The 25,404-nt window shown below is 61.8% G+C and carries 23 protein-coding genes; 12 read left to right on the forward strand and 11 right to left on the reverse strand.

Annotated elements, in window-relative coordinates:
- The first annotated feature begins 20 nt into the window (after positions 1–20).
- From AO692_RS04665 to AO692_RS04680, 3 genes are all read left to right on the forward strand, one after another.
- A complete protein-coding gene (locus AO692_RS04665) occupies positions 21–605 on the forward strand; it encodes a DUF1214 domain-containing protein (RefSeq protein WP_054308872.1) in 585 nt (194 codons plus the stop codon).
- Positions 598–1,146, forward strand: a complete 549-nt coding sequence (locus AO692_RS04670; protein ID WP_054308873.1) for a DUF1254 domain-containing protein — start codon at positions 598–600, stop codon at positions 1,144–1,146. The genes AO692_RS04665 and AO692_RS04670 overlap by 8 nt, the downstream gene beginning before the upstream one ends.
- A 394-nt stretch (positions 1,147–1,540) precedes the next feature.
- Positions 1,541–2,494, forward strand: coding sequence for a hypothetical protein (locus tag AO692_RS04680; protein ID WP_054308875.1), 954 nt, complete (start codon positions 1,541–1,543; stop codon positions 2,492–2,494).
- Here AO692_RS04680 and AO692_RS04685 read toward each other — a convergent pair.
- From AO692_RS04685 to AO692_RS04695, 3 genes are all read right to left on the reverse strand, one after another.
- Complete coding sequence (locus AO692_RS04685) at positions 2,481–2,828, reverse strand: DUF1491 family protein (RefSeq protein ID WP_054308876.1); 348 nt, start codon at positions 2,826–2,828, stop codon at positions 2,481–2,483. The genes AO692_RS04680 and AO692_RS04685 overlap by 14 nt on opposite strands.
- 93 nt (positions 2,829–2,921) lie before the next feature.
- On the reverse strand, positions 2,922–3,737 hold the full coding sequence (locus AO692_RS04690; protein ID WP_054308877.1) for a peptidoglycan-binding protein: 816 nt from the start codon (positions 3,735–3,737) through the stop codon (positions 2,922–2,924).
- A complete protein-coding gene (locus tag AO692_RS04695) occupies positions 3,712–5,391 on the reverse strand; it encodes a HAMP domain-containing sensor histidine kinase (protein ID WP_054309440.1) in 1,680 nt (559 codons plus the stop codon). The genes AO692_RS04690 and AO692_RS04695 overlap by 26 nt, the downstream gene beginning before the upstream one ends.
- A 566-nt stretch (positions 5,392–5,957) precedes the next feature.
- Here AO692_RS04695 and AO692_RS04700 point away from each other — a divergent pair.
- Positions 5,958–6,329: a DUF5330 domain-containing protein gene (locus AO692_RS04700; protein WP_054309441.1), complete on the forward strand. Its 372-nt coding sequence runs from the start codon at positions 5,958–5,960 to the stop codon at positions 6,327–6,329.
- Between the two features lie 127 nt (positions 6,330–6,456).
- The gene (locus tag AO692_RS04705) at positions 6,457–6,885 is read left to right on the forward strand and encodes a SufE family protein (RefSeq protein ID WP_054308878.1); all 429 of its coding nucleotides are present in this window, start codon (positions 6,457–6,459) and stop codon (positions 6,883–6,885) included.
- Between the two features lie 164 nt (positions 6,886–7,049).
- Here AO692_RS04705 and AO692_RS04710 read toward each other — a convergent pair whose 3' ends face one another.
- Positions 7,050–7,475 (reverse strand): MucR family transcriptional regulator, encoded by a 426-nt coding sequence (locus AO692_RS04710; RefSeq protein ID WP_054308879.1) that lies wholly within the window; start codon positions 7,473–7,475, stop codon positions 7,050–7,052.
- A gap of 413 nt (positions 7,476–7,888) precedes the next feature.
- Here AO692_RS04710 and AO692_RS04715 point away from each other — a divergent pair, with 413 nt between their 5' ends.
- From AO692_RS04715 to AO692_RS04725, 3 genes are read left to right on the forward strand one after another with little or no spacing between them, the layout of a single operon-like run.
- A complete protein-coding gene (locus AO692_RS04715; protein ID WP_054308880.1) occupies positions 7,889–9,994 on the forward strand; it encodes a S9 family peptidase in 2,106 nt (701 codons plus the stop codon).
- Between the two features lie 43 nt (positions 9,995–10,037).
- Entirely contained in the window at positions 10,038–11,024 is a 987-nt protein-coding gene (locus AO692_RS04720) for an AraC family transcriptional regulator (protein WP_054308881.1), read from the forward strand.
- 59 nt (positions 11,025–11,083) lie between these two features.
- The gene (locus AO692_RS04725) at positions 11,084–12,298 is read left to right on the forward strand and encodes an MFS transporter (protein WP_054308882.1); all 1,215 of its coding nucleotides are present in this window, start codon (positions 11,084–11,086) and stop codon (positions 12,296–12,298) included.
- Between the two features lie 82 nt (positions 12,299–12,380).
- Here the strand turns inward: AO692_RS04725 and AO692_RS04730 are convergent, their stop codons facing one another.
- From AO692_RS04730 to AO692_RS04745, 4 genes are all read right to left on the reverse strand, one after another.
- On the reverse strand, positions 12,381–13,322 hold the full coding sequence (locus tag AO692_RS04730) for a cytochrome c (RefSeq protein ID WP_054308883.1): 942 nt from the start codon (positions 13,320–13,322) through the stop codon (positions 12,381–12,383).
- A gap of 10 nt (positions 13,323–13,332) precedes the next feature.
- Positions 13,333–13,770, reverse strand: a complete 438-nt coding sequence (locus tag AO692_RS04735) for a cytochrome c (RefSeq protein WP_054308884.1) — start codon at positions 13,768–13,770, stop codon at positions 13,333–13,335.
- Between the two features lie 203 nt (positions 13,771–13,973).
- On the reverse strand, positions 13,974–14,570 hold the full coding sequence (locus AO692_RS04740; RefSeq protein ID WP_054308885.1) for a superoxide dismutase: 597 nt from the start codon (positions 14,568–14,570) through the stop codon (positions 13,974–13,976).
- A 211-nt stretch (positions 14,571–14,781) separates the two neighbouring features.
- Positions 14,782–15,660 (reverse strand): branched-chain amino acid aminotransferase, encoded by an 879-nt coding sequence (locus AO692_RS04745; RefSeq protein WP_054308886.1) that lies wholly within the window; start codon positions 15,658–15,660, stop codon positions 14,782–14,784.
- A gap of 411 nt (positions 15,661–16,071) precedes the next feature.
- Between AO692_RS04745 and AO692_RS04750 the strand changes: the two genes are divergently transcribed.
- Complete coding sequence (locus AO692_RS04750) at positions 16,072–16,893, forward strand: L,D-transpeptidase (RefSeq protein WP_054308887.1); 822 nt, start codon at positions 16,072–16,074, stop codon at positions 16,891–16,893.
- A 101-nt stretch (positions 16,894–16,994) separates the two neighbouring features.
- Here the strand turns inward: AO692_RS04750 and AO692_RS04755 are convergent, their stop codons facing one another.
- The gene (locus tag AO692_RS04755) at positions 16,995–18,509 is read right to left on the reverse strand and encodes a helicase HerA-like C-terminal domain-containing protein (RefSeq protein WP_054308888.1); all 1,515 of its coding nucleotides are present in this window, start codon (positions 18,507–18,509) and stop codon (positions 16,995–16,997) included.
- A 177-nt stretch (positions 18,510–18,686) separates the two neighbouring features.
- Between AO692_RS04755 and AO692_RS04760 the strand changes: the two genes are divergently transcribed.
- Both AO692_RS04760 and scpA read left to right on the forward strand, forming a co-directional pair.
- A complete protein-coding gene (locus AO692_RS04760) occupies positions 18,687–20,129 on the forward strand; it encodes a methylmalonyl-CoA mutase subunit beta (protein ID WP_054308889.1) in 1,443 nt (480 codons plus the stop codon).
- Positions 20,126–22,243 carry a methylmalonyl-CoA mutase gene (gene scpA / locus AO692_RS04765; protein WP_054308890.1) on the forward strand — a complete coding sequence of 706 codons (2,118 nt, stop codon included), beginning with the start codon at positions 20,126–20,128 and terminating at the stop codon, positions 22,241–22,243. The genes AO692_RS04760 and scpA overlap by 4 nt, the downstream gene beginning before the upstream one ends.
- A gap of 39 nt (positions 22,244–22,282) precedes the next feature.
- On the opposite strand, the gene greA is transcribed toward scpA, so the two are convergent.
- On the reverse strand, positions 22,283–22,750 hold the full coding sequence (gene greA / locus AO692_RS04770; protein ID WP_054308891.1) for a transcription elongation factor GreA: 468 nt from the start codon (positions 22,748–22,750) through the stop codon (positions 22,283–22,285).
- 160 nt (positions 22,751–22,910) lie between these two features.
- Here greA and AO692_RS04775 point away from each other — a divergent pair, with 160 nt between their 5' ends.
- Positions 22,911–24,290 (forward strand): TIGR03808 family TAT-translocated repetitive protein, encoded by a 1,380-nt coding sequence (locus AO692_RS04775; RefSeq protein ID WP_054308892.1) that lies wholly within the window; start codon positions 22,911–22,913, stop codon positions 24,288–24,290.
- 96 nt (positions 24,291–24,386) lie between these two features.
- On the opposite strand, the gene AO692_RS04780 is transcribed toward AO692_RS04775, so the two are convergent.
- A complete protein-coding gene (locus AO692_RS04780; protein ID WP_054308893.1) occupies positions 24,387–25,391 on the reverse strand; it encodes an asparaginase in 1,005 nt (334 codons plus the stop codon).
- Positions 25,392–25,404 lie beyond the last annotated feature (13 nt).

The following is a 25,404-nucleotide window of genomic DNA, read 5'->3' on the forward strand; positions in this document are numbered from 1 at the left end:
CCTTGCCCTGACGAGCCTTCATGCTGAAGAACGCATCGTTGACGCTGTTGGCACTCGCCATCGCCATCGGACTCGGTGGTGGCAGCGTCTGGTATACGCTCGATGCCCAGAGCGGCGGCGGCGCCATCCGTATTGGACCATGGACAGCCTTCCCTGACATCGGCACGCTGGACGCCGATCCCTATTCGCAGGCGCGTGTCGCACGCCAAGGCGCGCTGACCCTTGGCCGCGCCGAAGGCCTGTCGTTCATCGCCGAAGCCGATTCCAGCGGTGAGGGACTGCGGCGTAACTGCAGCTACACGATCGAAGGTGGCACTCCGACCGCACGCTTCTGGACATTGCATGTTGCAGACCAGGCACTCGATCCAATTGCATCGGGCCGACCGCATCAAGCAGCCTTGCACTCGTACGAGATTCTGCGCCAGGCCGACAATTCAGCCGTCATCACGGTGGCTCCGAACGCCGCCCCCGGCAACTGGCTGCCGGTCAACGGCACGGGACCGCTGCGTTTCGTGCTGAATTTCTACGACACGCCGATTGCTGCCTCGACCGGGCTTTCCGACATCAAGTTGCCGGTCATCGTCAAGGTTGGCTGCAATGGGTAAGCTTCTCCACGCCATCGTCATCGGGCTGATCGGCGCCGCCATCGTCCATATCGTCGTGCTTCTGTTGGTGCCGGAGTTTTCCGAGCGCGACGCATGGTCGAACCTGTCGATGAAGGCGGATTTCTATACCATGACCCGGCTCGATGCCGAGCCCGGCAGCCCTGCCCCAATCAAGTCGATCGATCCGCTGTTTGCCGCTGCCGCCTGTCGCTTCGACCTTGCCGACGGCATGGTTCAGGTGACCGCGCCTGGTGCGCTGCCGTTCTGGTCGGTTTCGGTCTATGACCGCAACGGCCACAACATCTACAGTTTCAACGACCGCAGCGCGACCAACGGGCAGATGGATGCGGTTGTGCTCACGCCAGCGCAGATGATCGAAATGCGCAAGGCATTGCCGGATGGGTTCGAAGGGTCGATTTTCGTCGAGGCCCCCATCGAGGAAGGCATCGTCGTACTGCGTGCATTCGTACCTGACGAAAGCTGGCGGCCGGCCGTGACGAAATTCCTTAGCCAGAGCTCCTGCGATCTGCAGCAATTCTGATCCGAAAGACTCCCCCGCTCAGTGACGCGGCTTGGGTGACGGCGTGCCTTGCGAACCGGCTTCGATGCTCGCGACAACCGGCATTGCTTCCTGCGGCCGCTCATAGCGGACTCCCGGAAAGATGATCACGGCAGCCGCCGTATCAGCATTGCGTGGAAGTCTGTTCGGTGCCGCATTCCGCGGCGTAAAAGACAGGACCTGTCCCATGGTTCGCGTATCCTCTCAGGTTTACCCAGAGCACAAACGCAACGCCTCCTTCTGTGATTAGGCTCTCAGAGGGTTAACGTAGCGCTAACGGATCGCGGCTAATTTGAAGATTGTTCGCGCGTTTCTCCGCCCGGAGCGGTTCCGGCAGAAACGAAGGCGGCTCGTGTGAATTGTACAGGCGTAACCCGTGTCTTCTTCCGATTTCCGGCAAATCGCTATGCGGACCGAAACGCGAAAGGCCGAACGGCTGTTTCGCGCCGCGATTTCGGCGTTCTGCTCGCTGCCGCGTCCTTCACGGCGCGAAATCGCACAGCTGGAAGATCTCGCCCTGCCTCTTTTCGACGATGTCCCCGACGAGGCGCTGCGCTTCGGTGCTGCGGCGCTGTCCGAAACCGAATATGCACCGCGGCAATTGGTACTGCGTCTGGCCGAAAGCACGGTCGACGTTGCGGCACCCCTTCTGATCCGTTCGGCCGTACTCAGTGATGTCGACCTCATCGCGTTGATCAGCCGACACGGTCTCCCGCACGCCCGGGCGATCGGTCGCCGCAAGGACCTCAATCCGGCCATCGCCCATCTGATCCGCGCGTTGGAGAGGCCGAAGCTGGCGGTGACACGCACTGCCGTCGACGAGACAATGGAACACGCCAAGCCGAAGCCCGGTGAGGCCGCCGAGGATGTTCGCCACCGGCTGCGCGCTATGATGGGGGCGTCAGCCGCAGCGCGAGATACGACCCCTTATTCGAAACTGCGCGAGACCGCGCTAAGCGGAAATCTGGTTTTTTTCCAAACTGCCTTGGCCGATGCGCTGCGGATCGACTTCGCCACCGCTCATTCGATTGTCGTGACCAGTGACTATGCGCGACTGCTTTCGGCATTGAAGGTGCTCGAGCTTGGCGAGGACCATGCGTTTCTGATCGCCGTTGCCGTCTTCCCGCAACAGTTCCCGCACCCACAGGCGATCCGCCTTTTTCTCGATCGATACCGGCTGTTGCCGATCGATGCAGCGCGCAACCAGCTCAGCCAATGGCAACTTGACGCCATGTCGCCCGGCCTGCGCGATGCGCGGCAGACGACGGCAAATTCCGACAAGCCCGTCGTTGCGCAGCCGAAATTCGGCAAGAATCTCAAGAAGTCCTGATTGCGATCAAGTCTTCGATCGGTACCGATCCTGGCTCGACCTCGACCACCCAGATGTCGGGATCGAATTTTCGCTCCCGTTCCAGTCTGGTGTTGACGACCCCTTCATCGAGAGTCGTTTCGAGCCTGCCGAACAAGCGCTCGTCCGGCCTGGCTTCGTCATAACTGGTTTGTGGGGCCGGACCGAACAGCGTCACCTCGCCGAACCGATCGCGGGTCAGCACAAAGACAGCGCCGGCCTCCGTCGCCCCGCGCTGGATGACCGCAGCGAAGCCAGTCGAGGAGAAAACCCGGCGCACAAGCGCCGATACCCAAAGGTCGGTGGTTACGCGCATGTTCGGTCTCCGCACCGGAGACCATATTGTTTGAAGCTGGTCATGAATTGATTGCTGTAGCAGGGCACACGCCGCTGTCCAGCGGGGAAGACGTCAGTTCGTCAGGCCAATCTCGCGCATCTTGGCATACACCGCCTCGTCCGGCTCGCCGGTTTCGGGTAGGCCGAAAAGCGCCTGGAACTCGCGGATGGCGGATTTTGTACGTCCACCAATGACGCCGTCCGTCTTGATGTCGTTGTTGCCGAAGGCCCGCAGGCCGGCCTGGATCTTCACGATGCGAGCGTTGAGTTTCTGCTGATCCTGCGCGGCGTTCGTAGCAGGCTGCCTGGCTACGGCACCGCTCACCTCGCTGCGCGGCGCCGGCTGCGGCACCACGGACGCGGTGGTGGATGCAATGCCGAGTTGGTCGAGCAGTGCCTCGTCGATGTTGCCGGAAACGGGTAACCCCATCTTCTGTCGATAGGCCTCGATCGCCTTGCGCGTCGCAGGTCCGGTCAGTCCATCGAGCGTGCCATCGTAGTAGCCGATGTCTTTCAAAACACTCTGTACGCGCTGCACGATCGGGTCGCTCTTGGCTACGACCGCGGCCGGAGATGTCGTGTCCTGCCCGGCGGACGCCTGTGGTTCGGGGCGCTCGATGTTGATCGTCGTTTCCGGCTCCACCTGCGTGGGCACCGGAAAATGCTGGTAGCTGCGTGTGGCGAAAAAGGCACCGGCGTGCAGGCCGGGCTGATACCAGAGCGCATTGGCCGAGACGTAGAACAGCGTCACCAGGAAGGCCGTCGAGCCGCCGACCAGTACGGGATTGTTGGCGATAGCCTCACCCAGCGCCGCGGTTCCAGCCTGCAGCATCCCGGGGCGCTGCTTGGATCGCGCGCCCTTCTTAGGCTGTCTTGCGGAGCGGGCCAAGGCCGGCCTCCTTTTCGTTCCTGGGCTGCGAAAGCGGCAGAACCGTTGGCTTGGCCGCACTGCCCTTCGGACCATCCACAGGCAGGCTGATCGTCACCTTGGTGCCCTCACCTGGCGCACTCTCGATCGACATCGTGCCGTCGTGCAGACTGACCAGCCCCTTCACCAAGGACAGGCCAAGCCCTGTGCCTTCGAAGCGTCGAGTATAGTCGTTCTGGATCTGCATGAACGGCTTGCCGAGATTGCAGAGGTCGGCTTCGGCGATGCCGATGCCGGTATCGCTCACCCAGAAATGCAGCCGCGAACCAAGCCGGCGCGCACCGATCGACACGGCACCGCCATCCGGCGTGAACTTGATGGCGTTCGAAGTCAGGTTGATCAGGATCTGCTGCACGGCGCGGCGATCTGCATTGATCTCTCCGGCGTCGACCGGGATCTGCGTGGTCAACTTGATATGCTTGGTCTCGGCCTGGATGCGCATCATCGACTGGCACATCTCGACGGCATCGACGAAGCGGAAAGGTTCCGGCTGCGCCGAATAGGCGCCCGATTCGATGCGCGAGACATCCAGGATCGAGGTGACCACTGCCAGAAGATGCTGGCCGGAATCGCGCACCAGCTCGACATATTCCTTCTGGCGCGGATCCTTGAAGCCGCCAAATATCTCATTGAGCAGCATATCGGAAAAGCCAATGATGGCATTGAGCGGCGTGCGCAGCTCGTGACTGACGGCAGCCAGGAAACGGCCCTTGGCGACATCGGCACCGGCTGCGGATTCCCGCGCGGCATCGAGCGCTTCCTTCAGGTCGACGGTCTCGTCATTGACACGCAACAGCGCGACAATGTCATCGCCTGCGCGCATCAGCTCCAGGAGGAACGGCCTATGGTTGGCGCCGACATCAGCGGCGTCGCCCTTCGGCAAACGCATGCGCAGTTCAACTCGGCGCAACACCGCACCTTCGCGCATATCCGCCAACGCCGACAGATAGACAACGCGATCGGCCAGATGAACGCGATCGAACAATCCGGTGCCCGAAAGCAGTTCCGGTGCAAGCTTCAGCATGGCCCGCGACTGGGAAGACGCCTCCAGCACCTCTCCGTTCTGGCCCATGCGCAACACGACGGCGTCGATAATATCTTCGAGGCGCACCTGCTCTTGCACCGTCTCACGAGAGGCCAGAGCCTGACCAAGCCCACGGGCGAGCGGCAACAAGGTGAGCGCCCAGGCGATCGGAAACAGCCAATGCCAGGCTGCCGGCGCTGCCGCCGGCAACAACGGCATCAGCGCAAACTGAAGGGCGATTGCGGCAAGGGCCGCAATGATGCCGAAGCCGGCTGCGCGGCGCTTGCCGCCAACGAAAAAGGCTTCCGCCGGAAGGGCCAGCGCCAGCACGACCAGCGGCGAGGCAAGCCCGCCGCCTGCTGCGATCAAACCCGCCAAGCCAATGGATGCGGCGGCGAGTGCAACACCCGCCGACGGCATGAGCCGTCCGGTGGCGGCAACCAACAGCGCCATGAACCAGGAAAAACCGAAGATCGCAAAGATGGTGGCCACGGTCACGCCGGCGCCTAGCCTTGCCGTGACCAGAACCACCGCCATGCTCGCCGCCAGGAAAGGTGCCGCAAGCATGAGACCGATGAAGCGACGTTGCATACGGCGCGCCACGGGGTCGATGACGGACGTGTGCACGAGGCGCTCGCAGCCAGTGGCCACGGCGTCGGGCAAGTCAACGTATCGGGTCGCAATCGAATTCAACGCAACGCACTCTCGACTGTCTGCTTTGCAGATCACTTTTGGTTGGTTCGAAACTCGCATCCAGCGTTTAAGGAATGAATAAAACGGAGCCTGACGACGACATCTCGACGGCGAATATCGGCATCGAGCAGCCGTCGTGCCCAGCCGATTGCGGTCATGGTAAACACGCGGTTAGCCGGGTCAGTTTGCCGGTCGCATGGCTATTTTCGCACCACTTGGGAATGACGCCAAAAAAGACAAGTAAAGACAGACAGTTAGGTGGTTACTACCACCCTAACGGAAACGCTCTCAATTTGGTGCTGCCCAAATCAAAAATCATTCCTTACCCGATCGTCTAAAATTTGAAGAAAATTCTCGGTTAGGCTGCAAGCCGTCCTTTGTGTGGCTGTGTCAGGATCGATCTCAACAAACGAGATCGCGGCACAGGGATGCACGATCCGGTCGCAACGAGAGAGGGTCACATCATGTTCTTCCTGCTCAGAGCCGCTTTCTGGTTCTCACTGGTACTGCTCGTATTGCCTTTCAGCATCGGTTCGGATGAACAGGGTCGCGAGAGCGTCAATCCCATCCAGGCATTGCTGGCCGCGCGCGACGCCGTCGGCGACCTTGCCGGCATGTGCGAGCGCAAACCCGACGTCTGCGAAACCGGCAAAGCCGCCATGCACACCATCGGCGTACGCGCCAAGGAAACCGCCCGTATCGCCGCCGATATGCTCGATGAGCAGCCTGCCGAGCAGGTAGCGCGACCAGCCGAGACCGTTCCCGCCACTGACCGAACCACCATTACGGGGAGCGTGATCCCGACGCCGTCGGCCCGCCCCGATCCGAACAGCTGATCACGATACGCCCGGTCTCCAAAATTCCCTTGCCGACCATCGGCATCACCGCAGGCGCCTCCCTCTCGGCACCTGCGGTTTTTCTTTTTTCCGTGACTGTTTTGGGTGTCGTGACTATATCGCCAACATGACCACGACGATCGACGCCATCCGCGACGACTTCTCCCTGCTCGACGAGTGGGAGGACCGCTATCGTTACGTTATCGAACTGGGCGAATCCCTGGCCGAATTCCCCGAAAGTGCGCGCGTGCCCGCCAACAAGGTGCCGGGCTGTGTCAGCCAGGTCTGGCTGACAACCGAACGCAGCGGCGGTGCGGACCCAGTCCTGACGTTCCAGGGTGATTCCGACGCGCACATCGTGCGCGGACTGGTCGCAATCATGCTGGCGCTGTTTTCGGGCCGCCCCTCCAGCGAAATCGTCAGGACCGACGCTGAGGCCACGCTGAAAGCGCTGGGGCTGGACGAACACCTTTCGCCGCAGCGCGCCAACGGTCTGCGGTCGATGGTCAAGCGCATCAAGCATGACGCCGAAGCGGCACTGACACAGGTTGCCTGAACATTCCCTCGGATCGCGCAATCCCGGTCTAAAAGTCCTGCAGAAAGCGGACTGCAGGCGAATTGAGCGCTTGCGCGAGGAGAGAACAAACAAAAACAAACGGCGCCCAAAGGCGCCGTTCGAAAATACCGCTTCGAAGTATACCAGGATACTTCGGATGTACTTCAGCGACCCTTGCGCTTGCGGCCCAAGCCCATCTTCTTGGCAAGCTGCGAACGGGCGGCCGCATAGTTCGGCGCCACCATCGGATAGCTGGCATCCAGGCCCCACTTCTCACGGTATTGGTCCGGAGTGAGCCCATAATGGGTCATCAGATGGCGCTTGAGCGACTTGAACTTCTTGCCGTCCTCGAGGCAAACAATGTACTCGTCATGGACCGAACGCTTTGGATTGACGGCCGGCTTCTGCTTGTCGGCAGGCGGCTGTTCCACCGTTCCTCCCACCCTGCCCAGGGCAGCGTGAACATCGGCGATCAGATTAGGCAGTTCACCAACAGGAACAGGATTGTTGCTGACATAGGCGGCAACGACGTCCGCGGTAAGTTCGATCAGCATATCGCTATTTCTAGGGGGCGTTTCGGCAATATCCATATCGTTCTGGTCCCAACGAGAGTTAAGTCTTGCCCATTCTTCAGAGGGCGTCGCACGATTCTCCACAGGGCGCGCCCATGAGTCGTGTCACGCAGCCTTAATGGACTTCATGGGCAAGTAAGTCAATTCATCCGCTGACTATATTAATACTAATCAATCAAATATTCTTGGACGAATGGATATTTTTCGTACTACGTACACATTTCCCATTCTCCCTTAGGCCTAATCAACGACACTCCTGCAGAATTTCTTGAACTATTTCCAAAGTGTTGCCCGAAAGGTTCTTGGACAGCCTGACGCCCTTGGCCGCAACAGCGCCCTACGCCACCATCGCGGATCAAAGCGCGCGCCCCCTTGAACGGAAGGCAGCCAGCGTGTTCAGTCAAACTTGGATTCCACAGCATGAGACACGGATGACCCGAAAAGCGATCTTCCCATCGGCCGAGGCACCGCGGGCGAAAAAACAGCCCCGTTCCGATACCCACCACGGCATTACCCGAACAGACGATTACGCCTGGTTGAGAGCGGACAACTGGCAGGAGGTTTTCAAGGATCCGTCGGTACTCGCGCCCGAGATCCGGACCCATCTGGAGGCCGAGAACACCTATCAGTCAACGCTGATGGCGGACACGGCGCAGCTGCAGAAGGTGCTGTTTGCCGAGATGAAAGGGCGCATCAAGGAAGACGATTCCTCCGTGCCGATGAAGGACGGGCCATTCGCCTACGGCTCCTCCTTCAAGCTCGGCGGCGAGCAACCGCGCTATTTCCGGATGCCGAGAGACGGCGGCGAACAGCAGATCCTGCTCGATGGCGATCTGGAAGCCGAGGGCAAGGCCTATTTCCGCCTCGGCGGCGTCGACCACTCGTCGGATCACGAGAAGTTGCTCTGGTCCTTCGACGACAAGGGCTCGGAATTCCACACACTGCTTGTACGCGACATCGCCACGGGCAAGGACCTTGCCGATCGTATCGCGGATACCGGCGGTGGCGGCGTCTGGTCAAAGGACAATAGCGGCTTCTTCTATACAAGGCTGGATGCCAACCATCGCCCTTCCAAGACTTTCTACCATGCAATCGGCAGCGACGGACAAGAAGATCGGCTTGTCTATGAAGAACAGGATCCTGGTTTCTTCATGAATGTCGGCGGAACGCGCAGCAATGAATGGATCATGATCGGCATCAACGATCACGAGACATCGGAATACAGGCTGCTGCCCGCCAACGATCCGACTGCGGAACCGAAGCTGGTGGCCGCTCGTGAAATCGGGCTGCAATACGATCTGGAGGAAGGCGGCGATGTCTTCTTCATCCTGACCAATGCCGACGGCGCCAAGGATTTCAAGATCATGGCCGCCCCCGCGCATGACCCCGTCAGGACGAACTGGAAGGAAGTCGTCCCGCACGAACCGGGGCGGCTGATCCTCTCCGTCGTCGGCTTCAAAGATTATCTGGTACGGCTGGAACGCAAGGACGGGCTGCCGCGCATCGTCGTGCGCGAACGGGCAAGCGGCGAGGAACATCTGATTTCCTTCGCCGAAGAAGCCTTCTCACTCGGTCTGTCGGGCTCCTATGAATATGACACCGACGTGATGCGGTTTTCCTATTCGTCGATGACGACGCCGGCACAGGTGTTCGACTACGACATGCGCACAAGGCAGCGCACGCTTCTGAAAACCCAGGAAGTACCGTCCGGGCATGACGCCAGCCACTACGTCACACGTCGGCTGATGGCGCCTTCGCATGACGGCGAACTGGTTCCGGTGTCGCTGATACACCATCGCGACACCGCAATCGACGGCTCGGCGCCCTGCCTGCTTTACGGCTACGGCTCCTACGGCATCACCATCCCGGCTTCGTTCAACACCAACTGCCTGTCGCTGGTCGATCGCGGCTTCGTCTATGCGATTGCCCATATCCGCGGCGGCAAAGACAAGGGCTACGCCTGGTACGAGGATGGCAAGCGCGCCAACAAGATGAACACCTTCAAGGACTTCATCGCCGTCGCCCGGCATCTGGCAGCCGAACGCTATACCAGCCACGATCGCATCGTGGCGCAGGGCGGTTCCGCCGGCGGCATGTTGATGGGGGCGATCGCGAATATGGCACCGGAGGCTTTCGGCGGCATCATCGCCGAAGTGCCGTTCGTCGATGTTTTGACCACCATGCTCGACGAGACCTTGCCGCTGACGCCGCCTGAATGGCCGGAATGGGGCAATCCGATTGCTTCGGAAGCGGACTACAAGACAATCGCGGCCTATTCACCCTATGACAAGGTCGGCAGTTTGGACTATCCGCCGATCCTAGCCGTCGCCGGCCTTACCGACCCACGCGTGACCTATTGGGAGCCGGCGAAGTGGGCGGCGAAGCTGCGTGAACTGAAAAGCGGCGACCATCCGGTTCTATTCAAGATCAACATGGAGTCGGGGCATGCGGGCGCCTCGGGCCGCTTCTCCCGGCTGGAGGAGGTCGCGCTGAACTACGCGTTCGCGCTGAAGGTAACGGGCAAGCAGATCGCGTAGCAGCCGACTTGCCACTCGGACGGCCGGCACATAGAATAGCTAAATGCTTCACTATTCGTCCAAATCGTCGCCGCCACCTGTCCCGACAGACGCGCTCAGCCAAATCCTCCAGGATTTTCGGCTGAGCGGCGTCAGCTACGGCCGTTGCGAGCTCCGCCATCCATGGAGCATCACCTTTCCCCAGCAACCTTTGCTGCGATTTCACTTTGTCAGCGACGGGCCGTGCTGGGTACACACCGAGGCCAAGGGCTGGCAGGAATTACGCGCGGGCGATCTCGTGCTGCTGCCACAAGGCGTCGAGCACCGCCTGGCCAGTTCGCCGGAAGTTACTGGCGACTGCATGACGAGTTGCGAGGTAACCAAACATGGCGGCAATGTCTGTGAAGTGGTGCAGCAGGGCGAAGGTGCCGCCAGCGTGTTGTTTTGTGGCTCGATGGCGTTGGGAGCCTATGCCCTGCACCCGCTGATCAGCCTGATGCCCGTTATTATCAAAGGCTGCGACGTGGCCGCCAACGACCCGATCGTCAGTCCCTTGCTGGAGGCCATGGCACAGGAGGCATGCCACCCCAAGATGGGCGGCGCCACCATATTGTCGCGCATGGCCGACCTGCTTACCGCCCGGCTGATACGCTGCTGGGTCAAATGCCATGACAGCTCGACCACCGGTTGGCTCGCCGCCATTCGCGACCCCCATATCGGACGAGTGCTTGTGGCGATGCACCGCGACCCCGGCCATAACTGGACCCTGGAAAGTCTCGCGGGCCTGGCTGGCCAATCGCGCTCGGTTTTCGCGGAGCGCTTCAGCGCCATCCTCGGCGAAGGCGCGGCGCACTATCTGGCTCGCCTGCGCATGCAGCTCGCGAAGGAACTGCTAGGACAGGGCGATCTTTCGGTCGCCGAAGTCGCTACCCGCTTGGGCTATGAGTCGGAAGCCTCCTTCGCGCGCGCGTTCAAACGCATTACCAACGTCTCGCCTGGCGTTGTGCGACGCACAATTTCCGGACGAATGGACATGGAATTCGGATTTTAAGATACAGATCATCCTATAAAGCGTGTTTATGAAGATCTCCAAACCTTGGAGACCTTCATATGACGGACACTACCCTATCGCTTGATCGCGCCGCGATAGATAACGAACCGGACGCGTCGGACGAAACGTCCTGGAGCGCCACGACTTGGCTTGCAGTTCTGTCGATGGCCGCCACCAGCTTCGCGCTGGTATCGGCTGAATTCCTGCCGGCGGGCCTTTTGACACCAATGGCGCGCGATCTGGGTATCAGCGAGGGAACGGCCGGGCAGGTCGTCACCGCCACCGCCTCGGTGGGCGCCGTGGCGGCGCTGCTGAGCAACGTTCTCATCGGCAAATTGAACCGCAAGACGGTGCTGATTGGCCTCAGCGCACTGGCGATCGGCTCCAACATTCTTTCGGCTCTGGCAACGGACTTCTGGCTGCTGCTGCTGGGTCGCGCCGGGCTGGGCATCTCGATCAGCGCCTTCTGGGCGCTGTCGGTCGCGGTCGTGGCGCGGCTGGTTGGCGCTAACGCGACTGGCCGGGGCATGGCCATCGTCACCCTCGGCGTCTCGCTGGCCACCATCGCAGCGCCGTCGCTCGGCGCGCTGATCAGCGACTGGCTGGGTTGGCGTGTCGCCATGGCGATGACGGCGGCGCTCGCCGCGCTTGCCATGCTGCTGCAGTTCATCAGCCTGCCGACCTTGCCGGCGGCCGCGAGCAACAGCCTGGCCGACGTGCTTCGGCTGACGCGCCGGCGCGGCATCCAGTTCGGCATGCTGGCCATCCTCGTGCTGATGACCGGGCATTTCGCGGGTTCGGTCTATGTGCGCCCGTTTCTTGAAAAGGTGACACTGCTCGGCACGGGCCCGATCGCACTGGCGCTGCTCGGATTTGGCATCGCCGCCGTGGTCGGCAACGTTGCCGGCGGGCGCATGGCGGACGCCAATATCCGCATGGCTCTGGTTACCACCTCGATCCTGATGGGGCTCGCCGCGCTCGTGCTGGTGTTATGGGGCGCGCATATCGGCATCGCCTTCGGTTTCGTCACGCTTTGGGGCTTCGCCTTCGGCATGGCGCCGGTCGTATTGCCAACCAATCTGTCGCGCGCGGCGCCCGACGCGCTGGAGGCCTCCGGCAGCCTGATGGTCGTCTCCTTTCAGGTCGCCATCACCACCGGCGCGGTTGTCGGCGGCTATATCGTGGACACTTACGGCGCATCGGCGCCTTTGACCCTTACCGCCATTCTCGCAGCGGTAACGGCGGTCCTGGCGCTACTGCAGCCGCGCGGATGAAACCTTGCCTTGCCCCGCCGGCGCATAATGGCGGGGCAACTGCTGGCGCGAACTTCTTCCTCGGGAGCGCCGTCGAAGGCTTCTAACCCTGCGGTTTCGTCGCGCGGTATCCGTCCTTATGCGCCGGGATCGCCTTGAGATAGGCGGCGATCGCCGCGCGGTCTTCGGGTGTGAGCTGCGCCATATTCTGTTGCACGTCGGCCATGGCGCCGCCGGCGGAATCGAATTCCGGCGTGAAACCGGTTTCGAGATAGTTGGCGATATCGGCTGCCGACCAGTCGCCGATGCCGCCTTCGCCACCGGTGATATTCGGTACGATGCCGTCACCTTCGGCCGCTTTTGCGCCGGCCAGCCATTCACCCTTCTTCACCCCCCCAAACATGTCGCGCGGGGTGTGACATTCGCCGCAGTGGCCGGGTCCCTCGACCAGATAGCGTCCGGCGAGAACGTCAGCCGGCGCGTCGGTGGCAAGCGCAACCACCGGGCTGCTGTCCAGATAAAGCTGCTTCCACAATCCGATGCCGCGCCGGATATTGAAGGGGAAGGAGAGCGACGGGGCAGCCGCTTTGCCCGGCACCGCCGGCAAGGTTTTCAGGAAGGCATAGAGATCGGCTACGTCCGACAACTTCATGCGAGCGTAAGACGTATAAGGAAAGGCCGGATACAGATGCTCACCCGCCGGCGAGACGCCGCGCATCATCGCGTTGGCAAAGTCTTCCATCGACCAGTCGCCGATGCCGTCGGCCCTGTCCTGCGAGATGTTCGGCGCAACGAAGGTGCCGAATTCGGTTTTCAGTTCGAGCCCGCCGACAAGTTCCAGCCTGGCGTCGCCTTCCGCCTTCGGCCGGGCATGGCAGGAGGTGCAGCCGCCGGCATAGAAGATGCGCTGGCCGCGCGTGGCGTCGCCCGGGCCAAGTTCCAACACATCGCCGGCCGTCAATCGAACCGGTTCGGATAGCCACCAGCCGGTGCCTGCCACGATGGCAGCCAGCGCCACGACAGCGCTGGCTATCTTTCCCAACACCGATGCTTCCTCAGCTCTTCTTCAGACGATAGGCCTTGTGGCAGGCGCCGCAATTGGCCGCCACCTTGCCGAAGCTTTCCTTCAGCGCGTCGACAGTGGCGGGCGCCGCCGCAACAGCGGCCTTCACGTCGCCCAGATACTTGTCTTCGGCGGCCTTGAAGCCGGCCATGTCTTCCCAGATCTTCGGTGAAGCCTCGGTCTTGCCCTGATCGCTGCCGGCTGGAAACAGCGCGGCCACGTCGAACTTGTCGGCATTGGCTTCAAGCGCCTTCAACTGCTCCAGTACCGCAGCGGCGTCAAAAGCCGCCTCGCCCTTGATGACCTTGGAAAGACCGCCGACGATCTTACCGCGCTCCTTCATCGAGGCCTCGCGGTCGGCGATCGGGTCGGCAAATGCTGCCGAACCAGCGAAGGCGAGCATTGAGATGGCGAGGACTAGCTTTCTCATTCCGTGGGCTCCGTGATTGAAGAGTGAGGCATATGCCTGCGGACAACGGCCAAGGTGGCGTAAAAATTCCCGAATATCCACCACCGGCGTCCTGAACTTCCGGTGAACGGGCTCGCGCCTCTGCAAGGAACAGCTCAAATACACTGATTTCAAAAAGAAAAAGCCCCACCGAAGCAGGGCTTTTCCGAAGAAAAAGGGCTGTCTCAGGCCTTTTCGTAGAGTTCCAGCACGTAATCCCAGTTGATCAGGCTGTCGACAAACGCCTCGAGATATTTCGGGCGGGCGTTGCGATAGTCGATGTAGTAGGAGTGCTCCCACACGTCGACGCCGAGGATCGGGGTCGCGCCATGCACCAGCGGGTTTTCGCCGTTCGGGGTCTTGGAAATCTCGAGCTTGCCGTTCTTGACCGAAACCCAGGCCCAGCCGGAGCCGAACTGCGTGGTGCCGGCGGCAATGAAGTCTGCCTTGAACTTGTCGTAGCCGCCGAGATCGCTGTCGACAGCCTTCTGCAGCGCGCCGGGCAGCTTGTTACCGCCACCGCCCTTCTTCATCCACTTCCAGAAGTGGACGTGGTTGTAATGCTGGGCCGCATTGTTGAAGAGACCGGCATTCTTGCCGAACGACTGCTTTACCACTTCTTCGAGCGACAGATTGTCGAGACCGGCCTCTGCGGCCAGCTTGTTGCCGTTGTCGACATAGGCCTTGTGGTGCTTGTCGTGATGATATTCCAGCGTCTCCTTCGACATGAAGGGCTGAAGTGCCTCATAATCGTAAGGCAGGGCGGGCAATTCGAAGGCCATGGATAAACTCCCTTGTGGCAAAAAATCAGTGTCGATACCGAAGTAAGATAGGGTTGGATCGGGCAGCGACAACTCCGAAAAACGGAGCGCCGGCCATCTTCTAAAGCATGTCGCGCCAAACTGTGTAGCGGTTTTGCGATAACGACATGCGCAAAATCGAAGCCCTGATGCGCAAGGAGCGGATCTGCAAGATCGCGACGCGCATGGGCTCTCAATTCACCGGTGTCGAATGGGCCCAGTCCCAATAAAGCTCGCGCGCCTTCTTGGCGACCGGACCCGGCTGCAGGTCACGATCCTCGATGCGAGTGATCGGCACCACTTTCGAGTGGTTCCCCGTCGAGAAAATCTCGTCCGCCTCGCGGAAATCCTTCACCGTCAGCGTCTTTTCGGTGGTGCGGAAGCCATAGTCGGCCAGCAGCCTGATGGTGCGTGCCCGCGTGATGCCCGAAAGGAAAGTGCCGTTGGCGGCAGGCGTGTAGATATGGCCATCCTTGACCATGAAAACATTGGACGAGCCAGTCTCGGCGACATTGCCAAGCATATCCAGAACCAACGCATTGTCGAAGCCGCGCGCCTTGGCCTCCAGGATGGAGCGGCCATTGTTGGGGTAGAGGCAGCCCGCCTTGGCATCCGTCGGCATGGTTTCCAGCGACGGACGCCTGAAAGACGACACGCCTATCGAAAACCCGGCAGGCGGCAGCATCGGTGCTTCATAAAGACACAGGCAGAACCGCGTCGATTCCGGATCTGCAGGCACGCCCATGTAACCGCCATGTTCGGCCCAATACATCGGCCGGATGTAGACGGCGGTCTTGCCGTCGAACTTCTTCAAACCGTCCCAGGTGAGCCCGATGATTTCTTCCGGCGTTTTCATTGGCTTCAGGCCGAGCGAAATGGCCGATGCGTTGACCCGGGCAGCATGACGATCGAGATCGGGCGCAACCCCTTCGAACCAGCGCGCACCGTCGAACACGCTGGATGCCAGCCAGAACACATGACTGCGTGGACCGACAAGCGCCACATTGCCCTCATGCCAGTCACCATCGACGAAGGTCCATGTGGTTGAAAGCGCTGCTGCCGCCAAAGTCATCGTCATGTTCCATTTCTTGCCGCAATAAGGCTGCGGAGATTGGGCGCATGGCAACGGCCCAGTCAACCGGCATCGGTCGGATTTGGTAAGGCCAGCACAGGAGTGGCTGCCAAGCGGTTACCTGCATCGTCACGCAGATGTGATCGGAAGGACCGGGAGAAGGGCGGATTTCAGGCCATGCACGCCATGGCGCGTTCGGAACTGTTGCGAATCCACTTGCAGCCCCCCGAAACGCCCTAAAATGGCGTTGCCGATCGGCAACAGTTGCGCACCCGTCATCGCCTCGCCTCTTTTTGTCCACCTTGCCGCCCGATTCAGAAACGCCTATCGCGCCAACTCAAAAGGAAGCAACCATGCGGGCTTTCGCCCGTTCACGCTTTCTTCGACATATCGAACTATTCCAAGGCCATCATGATCAAGACGCCACCCGCTCTCTCGATGACTCGTCGCGGTTTTTTGAACACCGCCCTGGTCGGCGCCGCGTCGATGGCGCTTGCAGCCTGCACCACCGTTTCCCAGGAACCGCCGCCCGTCACGCCGGTCGCGCCTCCTCCCCCGCCGGATCCGATACTGCCGGACTATGCGATCATGTACGGTCCGGTGGTGGACGAGAATTACGAGATCCCGGCCATCCCCTACCGCAAGATCGACCAGCAATTCCTGCGTCAGGTGGTCCCCGACCCGACCGGGGAGAAGCCGGGCACCGTCGTGGTCGAAACCTCCACCCACTTCCTCTACTTCGTGTTGCCGGGCGGTCGCGCGCTGCGCTACGGCGTCGGTCTCGGCCGCGCCGGCTTTGCTTGGTCGGGCGCCGCGGTCATGCAGTGGAAGCGCAAATGGCCGAAATGGACGCCGCCTGAAGAAATGATCAAGCGCCAGCCGGAACTGAGGAAATTCAGTGCCGACAATGGCGGCATGCCGCCCGGCCTGAAGAACCCGCTTGGCGCGCGCGCGCTCTATCTGTTCCAGAATGGCGAAGACACGCTTTACCGTCTGCACGGCTCGCCGGAATGGAGTTCCATCGGCAAGTCTGTTTCCTCGGGTTGCGTGCGCCTGATGAACCAGGATGTCATCGACCTCTACGACCGCGTCAAGAATGGGGCCACGGTGATCGTCACCGACGTGGCTGGCCGGCCGGTTGCGCCGACGGCCCCCGACGAACAGGGCATTCCGATCGATGAAGGCGTGCCAGAAGCGCGCCTGATCGGCCCTGCCGGGCGTTCGTGGTTCTAGAGCAATTCCAGGACGCTCTATTCAACGCGATTTGGAATAGTCTTTGAAAAAGCCGCCATCCTGACGGGACGGCGGCTTTTTCGTCTCATGGTTCAGACGGATCACCGCCGCGAGAAACTGCCGAGAATCCCGCGCACGATGGCGCGGCCGAGCGAAGAGCCGACCGAACGCACCACCGACTTGATCGCGGCTTCCGTGACGGTCTGGCGGTTCGACGGCCGTGGGGCACGCTGTCTGCCGGAGGGTTGACGGCTACCGCCACCGAAATCCGGCAATGTCCAGCCGGAGCCCTCGCTTTGCGGGGCCTGTGCCTCGGCTGCCTTCTTCTGCAGCATTTCGAAGGCGGATTCCCGGTCGACCGTTTCGTCATATTGACCGGCGACAGGGCTTTCGGCGATCAGCCTGCGGCGCTCGTCTGCGGTGATCGGGCCAAGTCTGGAGGACGGCGGGCGGATCAGCGTGCGCTGAACCATCGACGGCGCACCCTTTTCCTCAAGCGTCGAGACCAACGCCTCGCCGGTACCGAGCTGGGTGATCGCCTTGGCGCAGTCGAAATCGGGATTGGGGCGGAAGGTCTCGGCCGCCGTCTTCACTGCTTTCTGCTCGCGCGGCGTATAGGCGCGCAGCGCATGCTGTACGCGGTTGCCAAGCTGGGCAAGTACCGTCTCCGGCACATCCAGCGGGTTCTGGGTGACGAAGTAGACACCGACGCCCTTGGAGCGGATCAACCGCACCACCTGCTCGACGCGGTCGATCAGCGCCTTCGGCGCATCGTCGAACAGGAGATGCGCTTCGTCGAAGAAGAAGACGAGCTTAGGTTTGTCGGGATCGCCGATTTCGGGAAGCTGCTCGAACAGTTCCGACATCAGCCAGAGCAGGAAGGTTGCGTAGAGGCGCGGATTGCCCATCAGCTTGTCAGCGGCAAGCACGTTGACAGCGCCGCGGCCGTCGCGCGTGGTGCGCATGATGTCGGCGATGCGCAGCGCCGGCTCGCCGAAGAAATTGGCACCGCCCTGCTGCTCCAGGATGAGCAGCGAGCGCTGGATGGCGCCGACCGACAGCTTGGTGACGTTGCCGAAGCGCGCGGCGATCTCGCTGGCACGCTCGGCGATGTTGGCGAGCAGTGCCTGCAGGTCCTTCATGTCGAGAAGCAGCAAGCCCTCTTCGTCCGCGATACGGAAGGCGATGTTCATCACGCCCTCCTGCGCTTCGGAGAGATTCATCAGCCGCGACAGGAGCAACGGGCCCATTTCGGACACCGTAGCGCGTATGGGGTGACCCTGCTCGCCGAAAAGATCCCAGAAGATGACCGGGAATTCCTGGAATTCGTATGGGTCGAGTTTCACGTCCTTGGCACGCTTGACCAGGAAGTCCTTGGCCTCGCCCACAGCCGCAATGCCGGAAAGGTCGCCCTTGATGTCGGCGCAGAACACCGGCACGCCAGCATTGGAGAAACCTTCAGCCATGATCTGCAGTGTCACCGTCTTGCCGGTGCCGGTGGCTCCGGTGACCAGCCCATGGCGGTTGCCGTAGCGCAACAGCAAGCTTTCCGGCTCCTGGTAACTATCGTCCGGCTTGCGGCTGGCGCCCAGGAAGATACTCGTCTCGTCAGCCATGTCTCGTCTCCGCAAAGCCGCTGTGCAAATCGTCACAAACCCGTCCCATCGCAGGTATAGTAACGCGACCATCAAATTCAAAGACGTTAGTGACCTCGTTGCGACATTGCGATGCGCGACAATGGACTTTAGAGTGATTTGAAAGTGGCTGATGCGGCCGGCAGACGAGGACAGGTAATGGGCAGCAAAGCCGTCGATGAACCGAGCGAACCCGACAATCCGCAGCGGCAGCGCTGGCTGGCGCTGGCCGAAAAGGCCCTGGCCGGTGCCTCCTTCGAGGAGAAGCTGGTTTCGCAAACCGATGACGGAATCCGCATCGACCCGCTTTACGGGCGAGCGGCCGGCCGCGAGCACAGCCTGCGCACCAATCCGCTGAAGCCCTGGATCATCTCGCAGCGCGTCGACGATCCCGATGTCGAGCGAGCCCGCCTGCAGGTCGCCGAGGACATCGCACAAGGCGCAACGGGCCTGTCACTGGTATTCGAGGGCGCTCCAAACTCATTCGGATATGGCTTGCCTTATGCACCCGACACGATCGAGCGCGTGCTGGAAGGCGTGCCGCTCGACCAGACCTATCTGCGCGTCGATGTGCACCCGGCGAGCCGGGCGATGGCCGACTGGCTGACCGCGTTTCTGGCCAAGCGTCGTGTCGACCCCGCCAGACTCAACCTCTCCTTCGGCATCGACCCTGCTGCGATTTTCGCCGGCACCGGACGACTGCGCATGTCGATCGAGGCGCTGCAGGCCTCGATGCCGCAGTCGCTTGCACATTTCTTCGCCATGGATGTGCCTGGCGTGCTGCTCGAGGCCGATGGCCGCGTGTTCCACAATTCCGGTGCCACCGAAGCGCAGGAACTCGGCATCATGCTGGCTTCGGCAGTGTCTTACCTGCGGCTGTTCGAGGAGGCGCGGCAGGCGCTGATCTACGCCGCACCGCATATCGGCTTCGCGCTTTCCGTCGACCAGGACCAGTTCCTGTCGATCGCCAAGATCAGGGCACTCAGGCGGTTGTGGACGCGTGTGCTGGAAGCAAGCTCCATCCAGCCGGCGCCGGCAAGCGTACACGCCGAAACCTCTTACCGGATGGTGACGGCGCTCGACCCGGAAACCAACATCCTGCGTTCGACCATCGCCTGTTTCGCGGCCGCCGTCGGTGGTGCCGATTCGATCTCGATCTTGCCGCATACCATTGCGCACGGCCTGCCGGCCGCCTTCGCGCGCCGCGTTGCCCGCAACACGCAGCTCGTCGTCGCACGCGAGAGCCATCTCGACCATGTCGGTGATCCGGCCTTTGGCTCAGGTGGCATCGAAGCACTCACCGACAGCCTGTGTGAGGCGGCCTGGAAGGAATTCCAGCAGATCGAAAAAGAAGGCGGTGTGCTTTCCAGCCTGAAGGACGGCCATATCCAGGGCCGCATCGTCGCCGCTCGCAAAGCCCGCGCCGAAGCCTATCACCGCGGCGAACGCGCCATCGTCGGCACGACGTTGCACCCGTCGAAGACCGAACGGCCGGTGGAGACGCTCGACGCCACGCCGCGTATCGCGCCGACCGACGGAACCGTATTCTGCGAAGCGCTGCCGCCGGTTCGTGACGACCTGGTGGCCGGAGGCACGGCTTGATCCCAGATTTCAGCAAGATGGCCTGGATGGCGCCGCGTACGCCATCCGGCGCGCCCGATGGTATCTGGGAAACGCCCGAAGGCATCGCGGTCAAACGTCAATACGGACAGGCCGACCTCAACGAGCTCGACGATCTCGATACCTATCCGGGCCTGGCGCCGTTCCTGCGCGGCCCCTACCCGACCATGTATGTCCAGCAACCCTGGACGATCCGGCAGTATGCCGGTTTCTCGACGGCGGAAGAATCCAACGCCTTCTACCGCCGCAACCTTGCCGCCGGCCAGAAAGGCCTTTCCATCGCCTTCGACCTCGCCACCCATCGCGGCTACGACAGCGACCATCCGCGCGTCGCCGGCGATGTCGGCATGGCGGGCGTCGCGATCGATTCCATTCTCGACATGCGCCAGCTCTTCGACGGCATCCCGCTTGGCGAGATGACCGTCTCGATGACCATGAACGGCGCAGTGCTGCCGATCCTGGCGCTTTACATCGTCGCCGCCGAAGAACAGGGCGTTGCGCAGAAAGACCTCGCCGGAACCATTCAGAACGACATTCTGAAAGAGTTCATGGTGCGCAACACCTATATCTACCCGCCGAAACCCTCCATGCGGATCGTGTCGGACATCTTCTCCTACACGTCTCGCAACATGCCGAAGTTCAACTCGATCTCGATCTCCGGCTACCACATGCAGGAAGCCGGCGCGACCGCCGACCTGGAACTCGCCTATACGATCGCCGACGGCATCGAATATGTGCGTGCCGGTGTCGCCGCCGGTCTCGACATCGACAAATTCGCACCGCGGCTCTCCTTCTTCTGGGCGATCGGCATGAATTTCTTCATGGAAGTCGCCAAGCTGCGTGCCGCGCGCCTGCTGTGGGCCGAACTCATTGAAAAGAACTTCGCGCCGAGGGACCCGCGCTCGCTGTCGCTGCGCACTCACAGCCAGACATCCGGCTGGTCCCTGACAGCGCAGGATCCCTACAACAACATCGTGCGCACGATGATCGAGGCGATGGCGGCCACCCAAGGCCATACCCAGTCCCTGCACACCAATTCCTTCGACGAGGCGCTGGCCCTGCCGACAGACCATTCGGCGCGCATCGCCCGCAACACCCAGATCATCCTGCAGAAGGAAAGCGGCACCACCCGCATCATCGACCCTTGGGGTGGCTCGGCCTATGTCGAGCGGCTGACGCATGAGCTTGCGGCCCGCGCCCGCGCCCATATCGAGGAAGTCGAAAAGCTGGGCGGCATGGCGGCAGCGCTCGAAAAGGGCATTCCGAAGCTGCGCATCGAAGAAGCAGCGGCACGCACGCAGGCCCGTATCGACTCCGGCGAGCAGGTGCTGGTCGGCGTCAACGCCTTCCGCCCCGAGCGCGACATCGAGGTGGACGTGCTGAAGATCGACAATGCCGAAGTGCGGGCAAGGCAATTGTCGAAACTGCAGCAATTGAAAGGCACGCGCGAGGTCGCCGCTGTCGAGACAGCGCTGGATGAGCTGGCGAAGGCTGCGCAGGGCGACGGAAACCTTCTAGAATTCGCCATTCGCGCGGCTCGCGCCAAAGCGACCGTCGGCGAAATCTCGCTGGCACTGGAAAAGGCCTTCGGGCGCCATGTTGCTTCCGTGCAGATGATTTCCGGCGTCTATCGCGCCGCGCTCGGCGAAAATCCTGAAGTCGATCGGCTGCAGGAAAAGATCGCCGCCTTCGAGAAGAAGCACGGCGCCAAGCCGCGCATCCTGGTCGCCAAGCTCGGCCAGGACGGCCACGATCGCGGCCAGAAGGTGATCGGCACGGCGTTTGCAGACCTGGGCTTCGACGTGACTGTCGGCGCCATGTTCCAGACGCCGGAGGAGATCGGCAAGCTTGCGGTGGAGAACGACGTCCACATCGTCGGCGTCTCCTCGCTCGCCGCCGGTCACCTCACGCTGGTCCCAGAGCTCAAGGCGGTACTGAAGAAGCTCGGCCGCGAAGACATGCTGATCGTCGCCGGCGGCGTCATCCCGCCGCAGGATTTCGAAGCCGTTCTGAAAGCCGGTGCCGCCGAAATCTTCCCGCCGGGAACAGTAATCCCGGAAGCGGCGGAACGGCTGGTGGATAGGCTGCTCGATTAAAACCCCGCCGCGTACTCGGTCCAGGGTTTCAACGATCGGTTATTGCAGCCCGACCACTTCCCACTCGCGGCCATTGACCGCTGCCGTATCGCCAATGCTCTTGCCGAACAGGGCCAGCGCCATGGGCGAGACATGCGAGATCGAGCCCTTGGCGGGGTCGGCCTCGTCCTCGCCAACGATCTTCCATGTCACCTGTTTGCCCGCCTCGTCTTCCAACGTCACGCTCATGCCGAAACGCACGACGCCGCCATCCGGCCCGGGAACGGATAGCTCCGCGCTTTCACGCCGGGCGTTCCAATAGCGCAGGTCACGCGAAACCAGCGCGATGCGCTCGCGGTCGCTTGCCGCTTCGGCATTGGCCAATGCCGCTCGCAGGGACGCCACTTCGGCGTCGATCATCGCCAAGCCTTCGACGGTCACCAGGTTGCGATGCGGGCTGACCGGCCGCTCACCGATGCCGGCAATGGCGTTTTCGCTGTCTTCTTCGCGCGTGAAAGCTCTGCTCATAAAGAGAATTTAGGGCCAGCTAGCCAGCTTAACAAGCTTGATCACGTGGCCGGACAAGGCGAGCGCCGCGTCTCCCCGTTACAGACGCCCCAGCTAGCAAGTGCTATTTCGACATGGCACGGTTCGTGCTCGATGATCCGGAAAACAGGGAATCGTGCCAATGCTGAACAGACGCCACCTCCTCGGCCTTGCCGCCGGAGCTGCAGGGCTTGGCCTGATAATTGATCCAGCGAGGGCGGCCAAGCAGGCTACTGCCAAGCAGGTCGCGTCCAAGGCTGGCGGGATCGATCCAGCCGATTTTGGCGTGCGGCCGGGCGCTACCGATGATCAGAGCAAAGCCTTCGCCAAAATGCTGAAGACAGCCAGCGATGGCAATCAGCCAATCTTGCTGCCGCCAGGCACTTACATCGTTTCCGAGCTCGTTTTGCCGCCACGCGTGCGGCTCGCCGGCATTGCTGGCGCTACCCGCCTGATCCATGGCGGCGGCGGGGCTTTCATTCGGGGCGAGAATGCCGATCACATCGCGTTTTCCGGCCTGATGTTCGATGGCGCCAAGCAATATCTCGGCGAGGGCGTGTCCGGCCTTCTCGACCTTCGCTCCGTGAAGGCCTTGGTGATCGACGACTGCCAAGTGAACGCCGCCTCCAAGAACGGCATTGCGCTGCAGCGTGCGGCGGGCCGCATCGAACGCTGTACCGTCACGGGCGCTGCGGACGCCGGCATCTGGTCGGTCGATGCCGCCGGTCTTTCAATCAGCGCCAATGCCATCGACGACTGCGGCAATGGCGGCATCCTGGTGCACCGCTGGCAGATCGGTGAAGACAGCACCATGGTCAGCGGAAATCGCATCACCCGTATTGGCGCCCGCAATGGCGGTACTGGCCAGAACGGTAACGGCATCAATGTATTCCGCGCCGGTGGTGTCCTGATCTCCAACAACATCGTCAGCGACTGCGCCTTTTCGGCGATCCGCGCCAATTCAGGTTCCAACGTGCAGATCACCGGCAACAGTTGCCTGCGCTCCGGTGAGACGGCACTCTATTCCGAATTCGCCTTCGAAGGGGCTGCGATCGCCAACAATGTCATCGATGGCGCGGCCAACGGCATTGCGATCGTCAATTTCAACGAGGGCGGGCGCATGGCGACCTGCAGCGGCAATATCGTGCGCAATCTTTCCACCACCGGCCCGTATCCCGCGGAAGTCGGTGGTTTCGGTATCGGCATCGGCGTGGAGGCTGACACCACGGTGACCGGCAATGTGGTGGAAAACGCGCCGCAATGCGGAATGCAACTCGGCTGGGGGCCGTACCTGCGCAATGTGATTGCGACCAGCAATGTCGTGCGCAAGGCCGGCATTGGCATTGCGGTAAGCGTCGTCGACGGCGCAGGGCCGACGATCATCGCCGACAATGTGCTGCAGGACCTGCTCCATGGCGCCATCATCGGCAAGCGCTGGGCGGAGCCGGTAACGGCCGACCTCGCTGAAATCGGCAATGCCGGCTACGAGCATCTCACCGTGGAACGGAACCGGGTGAGCTAGAGCAATTCCAGGAAAAGTGTGTAACGGTTTTCCGTCCGGAATTGCGTAAAAACAGAAAGTTAGAGCGTTTCCGCGAAAAACGGAAACCCTCAAGCGTCAAACCAGCGCGGCGGTCGGGCGCAGGAGGCCGACCCGGGCACCCAGGCGGCTTTCCACCGGCGGGTTGGCGAATTCGACCAGCTTCACCGCCAGTTCGGCATCGGCCTGCAGGAGTTTCGCCAGCACGGCAGCAATCATCACGCCGGCGGCGCGTTCGGCGCCATCATCACATTTCAGGGCAATGCCAAGCCCAAGTTCCGGCAAGGCCGCACAGAATACGCCTTCTGCGCCGACCTTGACGAAGATGCGTCCAGGTGCCGCCCGCATCAACCGTGTATCGAGGCGATCGGTACCGGCAACCAGGAACGGCTCGGCCATACAGGCCTCGATCAACTGCTTCGCAGCCTTGGCGCGCTCTGGCCCAAGGCTGTTGCCAGTCGCCATTTTGGCGAAACCTGCCGCGAAGCTGCGCAGCGGCACCGCATAGGTCGGGATCGAACAGCCATCGGTGCCACAATGGGAGGTGCTGTGGGCAGCGCCAGTCACCGCCTCCATTGCCTCCCTGATCATCTCCTGCATGCGGTGGTTTGCCGCCACATAGCCGCGGTGGTCGATGCTGGAATGGCAACATGTGCAGATGAAGCCGGCGTGCTTGCCTGAGCAATTGTTGTGGAGAGGATTGGGTTCGCCGCCGGCACGGGCGAGTTGGACAGTGGCATGGTGATTGGAAGGCCAGTGCGAGCCGCATTCCAAAGCGCTGGCATCGAGGCCAACCTTTGCGAGCATGGCGGCAGTGAGCTCGACATGCTCGGGTTCGCCGGAATGGGACGAACAAGCCAGCGCAAGTTCACGGTTACCGAAACCATAGGCGTCGGCCGCGCCGCTCTCGACCAGTGGCAGCGCCTGGATCGCCTTGACTGCCGAACGCGGAAAGACCGGATGGGCAGTGTTGCCGATGTTCAGTACCGTCTTGCCGTCCCCGTCCACCACAGCGACCGCGCCTCGATGGGCGCTTTCCACCACGGCACCGCGCAGCACCTCGACCAGAACCGGATTGGCCATGGGATCCTCGCTT

It is taken from the genome of Mesorhizobium sp. 1M-11 (assembly GCF_001303895.1).
Lineage (GTDB): Bacteria > Pseudomonadota > Alphaproteobacteria > Rhizobiales > Rhizobiaceae > Mesorhizobium.